General features: G+C 36.6%; 13 protein-coding genes. All 13 read left to right on the top strand.

What is annotated here, in order from left to right; all coding sequences use genetic code 11:
• Positions 1-2 precede the first annotated feature (2 nt).
• On the top strand, positions 3-1,316 hold the full coding sequence (gene mtaB / locus HORE_RS06660) for a tRNA (N(6)-L-threonylcarbamoyladenosine(37)-C(2))-methylthiotransferase MtaB (RefSeq protein WP_041605936.1): 1,314 nt from the start codon (positions 3-5) through the stop codon (positions 1,314-1,316).
• A gap of 132 nt (positions 1,317-1,448) precedes the next feature.
• Positions 1,449-1,793 carry a histidine triad nucleotide-binding protein gene (locus tag HORE_RS06655; protein WP_012636209.1) on the top strand — a complete coding sequence of 115 codons (345 nt, stop codon included), beginning with the start codon at positions 1,449-1,451 and terminating at the stop codon, positions 1,791-1,793.
• 32 nt (positions 1,794-1,825) lie between these two features.
• A complete protein-coding gene (locus HORE_RS06650; RefSeq protein ID WP_012636208.1) occupies positions 1,826-2,272 on the top strand; it encodes a GatB/YqeY domain-containing protein in 447 nt (148 codons plus the stop codon).
• Between the two features lie 423 nt (positions 2,273-2,695).
• Positions 2,696-3,970 (top strand): HD-GYP domain-containing protein, encoded by a 1,275-nt coding sequence (locus HORE_RS06645; RefSeq protein ID WP_012636207.1) that lies wholly within the window; start codon positions 2,696-2,698, stop codon positions 3,968-3,970.
• Between the two features lie 292 nt (positions 3,971-4,262).
• The gene (ppsA, locus tag HORE_RS06640) at positions 4,263-6,557 is read left to right on the top strand and encodes a phosphoenolpyruvate synthase (protein ID WP_012636206.1); all 2,295 of its coding nucleotides are present in this window, start codon (positions 4,263-4,265) and stop codon (positions 6,555-6,557) included.
• Between the two features lie 31 nt (positions 6,558-6,588).
• Entirely contained in the window at positions 6,589-7,221 is a 633-nt protein-coding gene (ccpN, locus tag HORE_RS06635) for a transcriptional regulator CcpN (protein WP_012636205.1), read from the top strand.
• Between the two features lie 2 nt (positions 7,222-7,223).
• Positions 7,224-8,204: a class II fructose-bisphosphatase gene (glpX, locus tag HORE_RS06630; protein ID WP_012636204.1), complete on the top strand. Its 981-nt coding sequence runs from the start codon at positions 7,224-7,226 to the stop codon at positions 8,202-8,204.
• Between the two features lie 263 nt (positions 8,205-8,467).
• Entirely contained in the window at positions 8,468-9,010 is a 543-nt protein-coding gene (locus tag HORE_RS06625) for a hypothetical protein (RefSeq protein WP_012636203.1), read from the top strand.
• A 76-nt stretch (positions 9,011-9,086) separates the two neighbouring features.
• Complete coding sequence (locus tag HORE_RS06620; protein WP_012636202.1) at positions 9,087-9,821, top strand: hypothetical protein; 735 nt, start codon at positions 9,087-9,089, stop codon at positions 9,819-9,821.
• Positions 9,822-9,844: 23 nt separating this feature from the next.
• Positions 9,845-10,261, top strand: a complete 417-nt coding sequence (locus HORE_RS06615; RefSeq protein ID WP_012636201.1) for a hypothetical protein — start codon at positions 9,845-9,847, stop codon at positions 10,259-10,261.
• 25 nt (positions 10,262-10,286) lie between these two features.
• Positions 10,287-11,444 (top strand): type II and III secretion system protein, encoded by a 1,158-nt coding sequence (locus HORE_RS06610; RefSeq protein WP_012636200.1) that lies wholly within the window; start codon positions 10,287-10,289, stop codon positions 11,442-11,444.
• 12 nt (positions 11,445-11,456) lie between these two features.
• Positions 11,457-12,197: a hypothetical protein gene (locus HORE_RS06605; RefSeq protein WP_012636199.1), complete on the top strand. Its 741-nt coding sequence runs from the start codon at positions 11,457-11,459 to the stop codon at positions 12,195-12,197.
• A 134-nt stretch (positions 12,198-12,331) separates the two neighbouring features.
• Positions 12,332-12,718: a hypothetical protein gene (locus HORE_RS06600; protein WP_012636198.1), complete on the top strand. Its 387-nt coding sequence runs from the start codon at positions 12,332-12,334 to the stop codon at positions 12,716-12,718.
• Positions 12,719-12,762 lie beyond the last annotated feature (44 nt).

Raw genomic sequence — 12,762 nt, 5'->3', positions numbered from 1 at the left:
TGATGAATACAGTAGCATTCCACACCCTTGGTTGTAAGGTGAATCATTATGAGACAGAAGCCATGATGGGCATATTTGAAGAGGCCGGTTATAAAGTTGTTGATTTTGATGACCGGGCAGATGTTTATATTATTAATAGTTGTACTGTAACCAATGAAGCTGCTCGCAAATCAAGACAGCTGGCCCGGAAGGCCAGGCGGAAAAACCCGGAGGCAGTAGTGGCTCTGGTCGGATGTTATGCCCAGGTTTCTCCTGATGAGGTTAAGAAAATAGATGCCATTGACCTTGTTCTCGGTTCAGATCGAAGGAAGGACATTGTTAAATTAGTTGAAGAAGTAAGGACAGGTGGAAAAGAAGTAACTGATGTAAAAGATTTTAAAAAGTTAACCACCTATGAAGACCTTAATATAAATAAAGTAAAAGAAACAACCAGGGCTTATATCAAAATTGAAGAGGGCTGTAATCAGTTCTGTAGTTATTGTATTATACCCTATGCCCGGGGGCCTGTCAGGAGCAGAAAAGAGGAATCGGTTATCCAGGAAGTTGAGAGACTTGTCCGGGCCGGGGTTAAGGAAATAGTACTGACAGGTACTCACCTGGGAGCATATGGACTTGATGAAAATAATGATAAAGCTCTGGTGGAATTAATTCAGAATCTTGTAAAAGTCAAGGGGCTTGCACGAATCAGGTTGAGTTCCCTTGAAGTTACCGAGGTAAATGATGATTTAATCAGGATAATGGGCAGTGAAGACAAGGTTTGTCCCCATTTGCATCTTCCATTACAGAGTGGGAGTAATACTATTCTAAAAAAGATGAAGAGGCCCTATACGGTTGAGGAGTTTAAGGAGACTGTTGATAAAATAAGGAAAATAATAGAAGATATAGCGATAACAACCGATATAATAGTTGGTTTTCCGGGTGAAGGGCAAAAGGAATTTAATGAAAGTTATAATACAGTAAAGGAATTAGGTTTTAGCAGGCTTCATGTTTTCCCTTTTTCTATTAGGCAGGGTACACCTGCTGCCAGGATGAAAAATCAGGTTCCCGGTGATGTTAAAAAAGAATATAGCAAAAAGATGCGTGAACTAAATAAAAAATTAATGTTAGAGTATCAAAAAAGGTTCTGGGGTCACCTCAGGGATGTTATTATTGAGGATAATCGGGACAGCAGGACTAACTTATTGACTGGAGTTACTGGTAACTATATTAAGGTTATGATTGAAAACGCTGATGATTCATTGCGTGGTAAAATGTGTAAGGTCAGGCTGGATAAAGCCTATAACCATGAATATGCCATTGGAAAAGTAATAAAATAAAGGGTTTTATAATATATTCTAGAAGATATATAAAGATAACTATACAGCCCGGTTAAAATATATTTAGTTAAGTGTATCATTATTTTTTTAAATCAATACATTTGATAAATCAACATAAGTGAGGTGAAACTTATGGGTGATTGTATTTTTTGCAAAATTGCAAATGGGGAAATGGATACAGATTTAGTATATGAGGACGAAAAAGTGGTCGCCTTCAAAGATATCAACCCACAGGCCCCTGTCCACCTTTTAATTGTGCCCAGAAAACATATCCCGACTCTTCTTGACCTGGAAAAGAGTGATGAAGAACTGATTGGTCATATATATAAAATCGCATCTAAACTGGCCCGGGAAGAAGGTATTGCTGACAGGGGTTTCAGGGTAGTTTCTAACTGTAATGAAGAGGGAGGCCAGACTGTTTTTCATATCCATTTCCATTTACTGGGTGGACGTAATTTGCAGTGGCCTCCAGGTTAATTACATATTGAATTAAACAGGGGGTTTGAGATATGAAATCATTAAAAGAACAGTTAGTTGAAGATATGAAAAAGGCAATGAAAGAAAAAGATAAGATGAAGTTATCAGTGATAAGGATGGCCAGGGCTGCTATAAAAAATGTCGAGATTAATAAACGGAAAGATTTAAGTGATGATGAGGTTGTTGAGGTATTGGCCAAAGAAGTAAAACAAAGGCGAGAATCTATTGAAGAATACAAAAAAGCAGGCAAAGAAAATGTAGTTAAAGATCTGGATAAAGAAATTGAAATCCTGTCTAAATACCTTCCCGAACAGCTCACCAAGGAAGAAATTGAGAAAATAGTAGATGAGGTTATTAGTGAGGTTAATGCTGAAAGTATGAAAGATATGGGAAAGGTAATGCAAATAATTATGCCCCGGATCCGGGGTCGGGCTGATGGTAAGGTTGTTAACAATATTGTCAGGAAAAAATTAAGTTAGCCTTTAATATAACTACAAGTTAGACTTTAATATAAGTATTGATATAAAAAATTTAAATTTACAGGTGTTATATTATGAGTTTATCGTTTTGAAGCCAGGGGAAATTCCCCGGCTTTTTTTATTCTTATATTTTCCAAATAAGAAACATTCAAAAGAAGCTTTTTATTGAGTTATATTTACTTCAAAAATAATTTTAAAAGTCAGGTTACTGGATTGGGGATAGTTAAAGTCCAATAAAATTACATAAAAAAACAAAAAAATAATACAAAATAACGAAAAACAATAAAACTGGAAGGATTTAATAATATCTAAACGAATTATATATATGAAGATTGAAAATTATTGATTTATGTTTTACCAATATGTGAAATAACTTACATAGCAGGTTTGAAAACATTACATAATAAGGAGTGTATATAATTTATGGATAACAGATTAGATGTATCATTGTATGATGTTATTTTATGCTTATCTGATACTCTGGATTTGATTAGTAAAACAGTGGTTGGGCATCATGAGCAGGTAGCCTATATTGCTTCAATGCTGGGGGAAGAGATGGAATTGAGTCAAGATGATAAAAAAAACTTAACCCTGGCGGCTTTTCTTCATGATGTTGGGGCTTTTTATCTAAATGAAGGAATTAATAATTTAAGATTTGATAAAGAGGATGACTATCACGCCCGGGTGGGATACCATCTATTGATGAATTCAAAACCCTTATCTGAGATTGCTCCTATTGTCAGATATCATCACTATGATTGGAGTTATGGGAAGGGACAGACATATAACGGGGAAAAGGTCCCGTTAACTGCCCATGTTTTACACCTGGCTGACCGGATCGCCGTTTTGATTAAATCGGGGGCTGATATCCTTAACCAGAGGGATAAAATTACCCGGTTAATAGAGATGAATTCAGGTAATAAGTTCTGGCCTGACGCTGTAGAAGCTTTTAAAAGAATTCAGGAAAAAGAATACTTCTGGTTAAATATTATATCTCCAAAGGCAATTAAAGGTCCTTTAGATGCTTACAATGATATAAAGAGAAATTACCTTGGTTTAGAGGGACTGGCTGAGCTTACAAAGCTATTCAGTCAGGTAATAGATTTTAGAAGCCCCTTTACGGCAACCCATTCTGATGGAGTAGCGGCTACTGCAACAACCCTGGCCAGCTCACTGGGCTATTCGGGTAATGAAATATTGATGATGAAAATAGCAGGGTATCTTCATGATCTCGGTAAACTGGCTGTGCCTGTTAAAATACTGGAAAAGCCAGGAAAGTTAACCCGGGAGGAATATAATATTATAAAAAGCCATACTTATTATACCTACCAGGTGCTGGATAACCTTAAAGAATTAGCTATTATAAAACAATGGGCTTCTTATCACCATGAACGGCTTGATGGGAATGGTTATCCCTTTCATCTGGATTCAAAAGATTTACCACAGGGGTCCCGGATAATGGCAGTAGCTGACGTTTTTACGGCCATTACTGAAGACCGCCCCTACCGTTCCGGGATGGGTAAAGAACAGGCAATTAAAGTACTACAGAGTATGGCCAGTGAAGGTCACCTGGATCAGGAAATAGTCGAATTATTACTGGATAATTATACTGAATTCGATCAGATCCGGAACCATTCACAGCATAGTGAATCTAAATCTTATCAGGAATTTAGAGAGGCTGTTAACGGTTTGAACTAAATTATTATTAATACACCCCTTAAGTGAGGATAGTTTTTTTAACCTAAAACCCACTTAGGGGTTTTTTTTAATGTTCAGGAAATTATATACATTTGTATCCTGTAGTTCTGTTATCAATAAATTCACAATGTCATGATTACGGGACAGGCCAGTTTGTTATTTTTTAATTAGAATATATTTACAAAAAATAATGTACAATATAAAGAGGGAAACTCAAAAAAGTGTAGAATATAAAAAATAAAGTATACGTTATAAAATAAAAATATTTATGAAAGAGGTGTAATACTATTAAATGAAGTACATTAAATGGTTTGAAGAGCTAACAGGAAAGGATGTAAACAGGGTGGGAGGAAAGGGGGCCAATCTCGGGGAATTATCACAGCTAGGGGTGTCAGTGCCTCCGGGTTTTTGTGTAACAGTAGACGCCTATCACCGTTTTATAAAAGAACAGGGCCTCGATAAAGTAATTGCCACTGAACTAAGAAGAGTTAATAGAGACGATATGGAATCATTAAAAAAAATATCAACAAAAATTAGAAATATTATTATTTCTTCTAAATTAAGCACACAGTTTGAACGGAAGTTAAAAGAAAACTATAATAAGTTGATTGATGTATCTGGTGGTAATTCGTTTGTGGCTGTTAGAAGTTCGGCTACTGCAGAAGATTTACCAGAAGCATCTTTTGCCGGGCAGCAGGATACCTACCTTTATGTAAATGGTATGGCAGAGTTAAAAGAGAAAATTAAGATGTGCTGGGCTTCCCTGTGGACAGTCAGGGCCATATTTTATCGTGAAGAAAATGGTTTTGAGCATCCTGGGGTAGGCCTCAGTGCTGTAGTTCAATTAATGGTAAATAGTAAAAAATCAGGTGTTCTTTTTACAGTTAATCCGGTAACGAATAATGATACTGAAATAATGATTAATTCGTCCTGGGGTCTGGGAGAGGCTATTGTATCTGGCATGGTAACCCCTGATGAATTTATAGTTGATAAAAGGAACATGAAGGTAATTGAACAAAATCCGGGAACTAAAAACAATATGGTTGTCCAGAATACAAAGGCAATGTCAGGAACTGAAGTTGTAGATATTTCTACCTATCTGGGGATAGATAAGGTTAAAAAACTTTCTTTAAAACCGGAGGAAATAAGAGAGTTGGTGGAGGCCGCCCTCAAAATCGAAAATCATTATGGTAGACCCCAGGATATAGAATGGGCATATACTGATAGACTATATATCTTACAGGCAAGACCAATAACTACTTTAAAACCCAGAAAAAAGTCACTAAAACCATTGGTTAAAGGGTTAAGTGCCTCTCCAGGCATAGGGAAGGGAAAAGTTAAGATAATTAATGATATGGAAAAATTAAACGAGGTAAAAGAAGGCGATATATTAGTTACAGTAATGACAAACCCGGATATGGTACCGGTTATGAGGAAGGTGGCAGCAGTAGTTACTGATGAGGGAGGGCGGACCTGTCATGCAGCAATAGTATCCCGGGAACTGGGAATTCCCTGTATTGTTGGGGCAGGAAAAGCGACCGATATTTTGAAGGATGGAATGAAGGTAACAGTTGATGCTACCAGAGGAACAGTATTTTCCGGGTTTAATTTTGAGACCAGTAAGGAAAGATTAAATAATAATAAATCACATAACTATGCTGGTTCCGGGTATGTTCCTGTAACAGCTACAAAGGTATATATGAACCTGGGGGAACCAAATCTTATTGATAGATACAAAGATATTCCCTTTGATGGTATTGGCCTTATGAGAACTGAGTTTATATTCTCAAATTATGTCGGGGTACACCCCCTTTATTTACTTAAAAAAGGACAGGGGAATATCCTGATCCGTAAAATGGCAGAAGCTGTTTCTAAAGTTGCCAGAAAAATATATCCACGGAAACTTGTAGTCAGGCTCAGTGATTTCAGGACAAATGAATTTCGGGGACTGGAAGGAGGAGAAGAGGTAGAACCGGTTGAAAATAACCCCATGATCGGGTGGCGTGGTGTTGCCCGTTACATTTCCTCCAGATATGAAAAGGGTTTCAGGCTGGAATGTAAAGCCATAAAAAAGGTCAGAGATGACTATGGCTTGAATAATGTATATGTAATGCTTCCCTTTGTCAGAACAACATGGGAAGTTAAAAAGGTTCTTAAGATACTGGCAGAGGAAGGTTTAGAGAGGGGTCCAGATTTTAAAGTCTGGATAATGGCTGAAGTACCGTCTGTTATTTTTCTTGCTGAGGAATTTTCCAGGCTAATTGATGGATTCAGTATAGGAAGTAACGATTTGACCCAACTTATTATTGGAGCTGACAGGGATTCAGGAATATTAAATCAGATGGGGTATTTTGATGAAAGGGATCCTGCAGTTAAAATGGCAATAAAACGACTTATAACAATAGCGCACAGATATGATAAAACGGTTTCGATATGTGGTCAGGGTCCTTCAACCTATCCTGAATTAACCGAGTTCTTAGTTCAAGAGGGTATTGACAGTATAAGTGTTAATCCGGATACAGTTTTTGAGACAAAAAAGTTAGTTGCATCTATTGAGAAGAAAATAATTTTAAATAAGTTAAGATAATTTTAAATAAGTTAAGAGGGTGAGTAATATAATGAATCTATCTGAAAGACAGAAGGAGATAATTCGTATCGTAAAACAGAATGAACCTATTACCAGTCAGGATATCGCAGAAAGGCTTGGTCTTTCCCGGGCAGCCTTGCGGTCTGACCTGGCTGTCCTGACTGCTGCCAATTTACTGGAAGCAAAACCAAGGGTAGGTTATTTCTATATTGAAAAAAAGCTGCAAATAGATGAGGTTGATGAACTGGTAAAAATACCCATTAAGGATATTATGTCTCCTCCTGTTGTTGTTGCCGAAGATGTAAGTATATATAAGTCGATTGTAACCATGTTTTTAGAGGATGTCGGGACTTTATTTGTTATCAATGAAAATGAAAAACTCTGTGGAGTTATTTCGCGAAAAGATTTATTAAAAATGAGTATGGGTCAAAATGATCTAAAAAGAACACCTGTAAGTCTGGCTATGACCAGAATGCCAAATATCATAATAGCAACCTCCGATGACTCCTATCTCGAGGCAACCAGAAAAATTGTAGATAATCAGATAGATTCATTACCGGTAGTCAATGAAGATATGGAGGTTGTAGGGAGGTTCTCCAAGACCAATATTGCCAGGAATCTAGTCGATTTTCTTTGTGACAATATGAAAGGAAAGGGAGATTAATATTGAACAGGGAATTAGCAATTGAAATTGTAAGGGTTACTGAAGCAGCTGCTTTAGCAGCAGCACCATGGATGGGTAAAGGAAAACGTAAAAAAGCAGATGGGGCAGCGGTGAAAGCCATGCGCTCTGTTCTGGATACAATACAGATTGATGGTGAAGTAGTTATCGGTGAAGGTGAAAAAGACAGGGCTCCAAGGCTTTATATTGGAGAAAAGATCGGTAATGGGAGTAAAAGTCCAAGTTTAGACATAGCCGTAGACCCGTTGGAAGGTACGAATCTGGTTGCCAGGGGTTTGCCCAACGCCCTGGCTGTTCTGGCAGTTGGTCCCCGGAACACACTTCTGAAGGCGCCGGATACCTATATGGAGAAAATAGCAGTGGGCCCAGGTGCCCGGGGGGTAATTGATATAGAGGCCCCTGTGCGCACCAACTTAGAAAAAGTAGCTTCTGCTTTGAATAAAAAGCTGGAAGATTTAACTGTCATAGTTCTCGATAGACTCCGCCATGAAAAATTAATATCTGAGATAAGACAGGTGGGGTGCAGGATTAAACTTATCAGTGATGGAGATGTTGCAGGTGGAATTGCAACTGCCCTGAAAGATAGTGGAGTTGATATTTTGATGGGAACAGGTGGGGCTCCGGAAGGGGTTTTAACAGCAGCGGCCTTAAAGTGTCTTGGAGGAGAGATACAGGCCCGCTTGAAACCCCGCAATCGGGAAGATGTTGAAAAGGCATTTAGCTTCGGGATTAAAAATCTGGACAGGGTTTATTTTACCGGGGACCTTGTCCGGGATGATGTGATGATCTCTATTACAGGGATAACCGGTGGCGACCTTTTAAAGGGTGTTACCTATTCCAGAAAAAAGGCTGTAACCTACTCTCTGGTAATGAGGTCAAAAACCCGTACTGTCAGGAAGATTGAAGCGATCCATAATATTGCCTATAAACCAGATTATTATTCACATGATGTGTTAAATATGTAGTGATTATATAACTGAAGACAGTTTGATGTTTTACTATATAATATAGGGATATAAAAGGTTGGGACCTGTACTCTGGTGGAGTACAGGTTTTTCTTTTTTTATTGCATAAAAAATAAATTTCCTTAATATATATAGATTGTAATTACTTAAAGAGATTAAATTCTCAAAAAAAATTTTGTACAAGTTTTTTATGGTTAGTCCTGCAGCAGAAAGGGGGGATTATTTAAAGCTGCATTAAATATACAGTAACAGGAGGAATGTCCATGAAAAGAATTTTTACTGTGGTATTAAGTTTGACAATGTTGTTTGGTTTGTCCCTTGTCATTCAGGCTGCCAGCACTTCAGGTGGTACCAGTACCCTGGGGTTAGAGGCAAAAATAGGAACCTATGGAGAAATCTGCGTAATGGATGGTGGGGTTCCAGTTAAAATTGAAACTGCTGACCCCGACTATAACAGTGAACTGTATGAGGGTAAGATAAGGGTTCGTACCAATGGTAATGTGACTATTACCGCTCGGTTCGGTAAGTTGGTTAATACAGTAACCGGTGAAGAACTTGATTTTACCCTCGATTTTATGTCTGGAACTACCGATAATGATTTTACCCTGGATTCTAGGAATAGTATTGTAAAGACAATAGATATTGATGATCCAGGGGTTCATTTTTTTGATGTAACTATGACTTTACCACAATGGAGTAAAGAAGGCGTAGAGTGGGATTCAACAGATAATGGCTGGTGGGAAGTAACCCCGGGTACTTACAAAGGAAATGTAGTTTTTACAATTTCAGCTCCTCCGGTAGACTGATCGGGTAATTTTATAAGAAGAAGGAGGTTACAGATAAACACCTCCTTCTTCTAATAAAAAAGGTGGTGACAGGATTTTGACCTTGAAATTTCTCAGGAAGGTATTTATTTGTATCTTTTTATCTTTAATATCTGCGGTTTTAATAAATTATAATGTTGAATCAGCCGGTGTATCTCCAATGGTGATAAACCTTGAAGCCAAACCGGGGGCGGAAAGAGACTTCCAGATTGTTTTGACGGCAGATAAACATGAGGAAAAAGTAAATGTATCTCTATATCAATTAGTTCAGCTAATAGATGGGTCTTTAAATTACCGTAAAATACAGGATTTAAACAGTTATGAACCGGCTCAATGGGTAAAGCTGGATAAAAGAAAAATTATATTACACCCCGGGCATAAAAAAGTTATCAGAGGAAAAGTAAAAGTCCCCTTACAGGCCCGGGGGACCAAAACAGTAGTTCTTATGTTACGGACCAGGAAGGAAAATAAAAGTGGTCTTCAGTATGTTATTCAGTATGCTGTCCGGATTAATATCAGGGTAAAAACCCCGGGGCTTAGACCTCAGGTCAAAATACTTGATATAGATTTAAGAAAAAATAATGAGGGTCTTCCCAGGATGGTTGTACATGTAAAAAATCCTTCATTGCTGGATTGTGTCCTGTCAGGAGAAGCTACCATTAGAGACAGTAATAACAGGCTGGTAGACAGGGTAAAACTTATTAGTCCGGCACTTGAAAAGACAAACTATACTACCATAAGGGTTTATCCCGTTAGTATTATTAAGATTACAGGTCTGATAAAAAAAGATTAGCGGCAGGTACCTATCAGATTCGGGTGTTTTTAAAAATAGGGAAACATGTCCGGGTTATTAAAACCCGGGATATAGAAATAAAAAAGGGTGACTTTTTATATTCCACTGTTAAGGATAAGGGTGTTATTATAAAACCCAACAGGATAAATATAAAGCTTCATGGTGGTCAGAGAAAAACAATGGTTTTTAAACTCAAAAATAATCTTGCTGCTCAGGTACTGCTGAACTGTAAGAACCCTGATTTAAAACCATGGATAGATATTATTAATAACAATATTAGATTATCAGGTTATCAAAAGGGAAGGTTATTGGTGGCCTTTAAAGTGCCACGAAATAATGATAAAGACAGGTTGCAGGGAAATTTAATATTTACAGTATATAAAGAAGAAAAAGTAATAAAAAAGAAGGAGATACCTGTTTCTATCAGGGTTATTAAATAAAAAGACGAAAACAGGGGGTACACTTATGGACAGGTCTATCAGGATTAATGTTTTAGTATTAATTTTTTTGTTAATCACCACTGGGGTGCTGCTGGCAGATGAAAGTCAACCCCGGGTTACAATTGTGTTTTATGAGACACCATTACGGGAAGCCCTCAATGAAATTTCACTGCAAACGGGAGTAAATATTATACCTGATTATACAGTAGAGGGTGTTGTTACGGCAGATTTAAATAATGTTCCCCTGGAAAAGGCTCTGGAAATAATATTATCTGGTGGGGGTTATACCTTTTACCATAAGGATAACTATTATCTGGTTGGACTGGCTGACCCCGGGAGTCGGAATTTTGGTGACCTGATCAATACCAGGATTGTTGACCTGGAGAATGTATCTGTCAGCACAGTATTATCAATACTTCCTCCCCACCTTAAAGATTATGTTTATGGAAACCATAAAGGAGACATGTTATCTATTTCTGCACCGCCGACAAAGATGGAAAAAATAATTAATCTTATTAAGAGGATTGATAAACCTAGAAAACAGATTAAAATTACAGTAGTAGTCAGTGAAGTTTCAACAAAAGAACTCAAAAAACTGGGGACAGGTTTTCTTGAATATCGGGAAAAGGATAATCCATCTTTAAACTTAAAATATGATGGGTCATCACTGGTTTTAAATGGTAATATATTCGAAAATTTGTTGACCAGACTTGAAATTTTACAGGAAGAGGAAAAGGCTAAAATACATGCTGACCCCAGTATTGTCGTCATGGATGGAGAGCCAGCGGAGTTATTCATTGGAGAAAAACAGACCTTATTTATTACAGAGGATGAGGAAATAGAGTACTTTAAAGATATTAAAGTGGGTATTTCTTTAAAAGTAACCCCCAGGTTAATTTCTAAAGATGAAATGATACTTGATTTCTCACCTTCAATAAGCCATTTCGTAAATTCTAAATTACCTGAAATAGCAGTTAGAGAAAACACACTTGATACTACAGTCAGGGTAGCAAGTGGTCAGACAGCGGTTATAGCCGGTATGACTTTACAGGATGATTATAATTATAAAAAGTCTGTACCTGGATTAAATAAAATTCCTTTATTAAGATGGCTTTTTACCAAAAAAGTAAATGATACCGGAGATAGAGAATTATTAATATTTGTGACTCCAACAATTAAGTAGGAGGACAGTTATATGATAGATAGCAGGGTTTTTGTTGTTGCTTTAAGTTTCCTGATAATATTACTGGCTGGACTCCCTGTCCAGGCCAGTGGTAAGATAGAATATAAGCAAGATTCTAATCAAATAAATAATAATACAGAAGTTAGTGTAAATCAGGAAAATGTACTATATATATTGAAATTTGTTGAATTTAATAACCAATCTGAACAGAATATTGATATCAGTGTTAATATCAATAAAAAAATTTCTGATAAAGGCTGGGTAATTATATCTGACCCGGAATTAATGGAATTAATGGGAGTAAATCATATAATTAATGTAAATAATTCTGAGGTTCATCGCTTTTATTATCAAGATATTTACCTGGTTACCCTTGAAGACAGACCAGTAGTGTTTAAAATAGAAGACATAAATCATGGTATGATTAATACTAAAGAAAATACCGTTAAAATAAAACTTGTCCCTGAACAATTAATTACTTCACAAAAAAAGATAATAACCGAAATATATTTTTCAATACAGTATAGAGATATGGTTTCTAGAATTAAAACTATTAAATCCTTAACTCCGACAACCAGAAGACCCGTTTTTTTAATGGTTAAGAGGGAGGATAATGATTCATTAAAATTTGTAGTCCTGTATGCAACAGCTAAAATGATTGAAGTAGGCAGAATAACCGATAAATCGACTGTACTTCTCGGGAATGTCTCCACATTGAACAATATTTTTACAGAAGAAAAAAACCTTCTGTAAAGTTTCTAAATAAAAGAGAATTAAATATATTTTTTAACAGTGATGATGTTATAATCGATGTAGAGCGGGGAGGTAACAGAAGAATTTATGGGTCAGTGGAAAGAGGTGAAAAGACCGGGAGGATTTCCCTTGGTTTGGATTTATTATTGTTAGATAGTTTATATTTTAGCAATTATGTGGAATATGATAATTATAAAAAAACCCGGGTATACTGGGGACTTTATGATGAAACCATTTTTAATAAAGCAAAATTAAAAGCTTCAATATTTCCATTATCTCTGGATATTAACCGGGAAAAATTTATGCCAGGTTCTTATATAAACCTCGGTGGTAGTATAAAATATAATAACTGGAATGTTAACTGTTCCGGAAAATTTAATGATAATAATAATACCTTTGTCCTTGGTTTAGAATACACAATTTTTCCCGAATTTAGAGCCGGGATTAGATGGAAGATGACAGAGGAAGAGGGTGAAAATATCCAGGACATAATGATGGGTTTTAGATTCAGGGCACAATAAGTGTTTAAAGATATCTTTATCTCTGTAAAATCATCTTTAATTTA

The sequence above is a fragment of the Halothermothrix orenii H 168 genome (genome assembly GCF_000020485.1).
GTDB lineage: Bacteria > Bacillota > Halanaerobiia > Halanaerobiales > Halothermotrichaceae > Halothermothrix > Halothermothrix orenii.
The sequence above is the reverse complement of the archived record's forward strand: the minus strand, read 5'-3'. Positions and strand labels throughout refer to the sequence as shown.

Bases quoted from the DNA above. Each gene is read 5' to 3' on its own strand.
- HORE_RS06655 (WP_012636209.1), top strand. From the start codon at position 1,449: ATGGGTGATTGTATTTTTTGCAAAATTGCAAATGGGGAAATGGATACA.
- HORE_RS06645 (WP_012636207.1), top strand. From the start codon at position 2,696: ATGGATAACAGATTAGATGTATCATTGTATGATGTTATTTTATGCTTA.
- HORE_RS06625 (WP_012636203.1), top strand. From the start codon at position 8,468: ATGAAAAGAATTTTTACTGTGGTATTAAGTTTGACAATGTTGTTTGGT.
- ccpN (WP_012636205.1), top strand. From the start codon at position 6,589: ATGAATCTATCTGAAAGACAGAAGGAGATAATTCGTATCGTAAAACAG.
- mtaB (WP_041605936.1), top strand. From the start codon at position 3: ATGAATACAGTAGCATTCCACACCCTTGGTTGTAAGGTGAATCATTAT.
- ppsA (WP_012636206.1), top strand. From the start codon at position 4,263: ATGAAGTACATTAAATGGTTTGAAGAGCTAACAGGAAAGGATGTAAAC.
- HORE_RS06610 (WP_012636200.1), top strand. From the start codon at position 10,287: ATGGACAGGTCTATCAGGATTAATGTTTTAGTATTAATTTTTTTGTTA.
- HORE_RS06650 (WP_012636208.1), top strand. From the start codon at position 1,826: ATGAAATCATTAAAAGAACAGTTAGTTGAAGATATGAAAAAGGCAATG.
- HORE_RS06605 (WP_012636199.1), top strand. From the start codon at position 11,457: ATGATAGATAGCAGGGTTTTTGTTGTTGCTTTAAGTTTCCTGATAATA.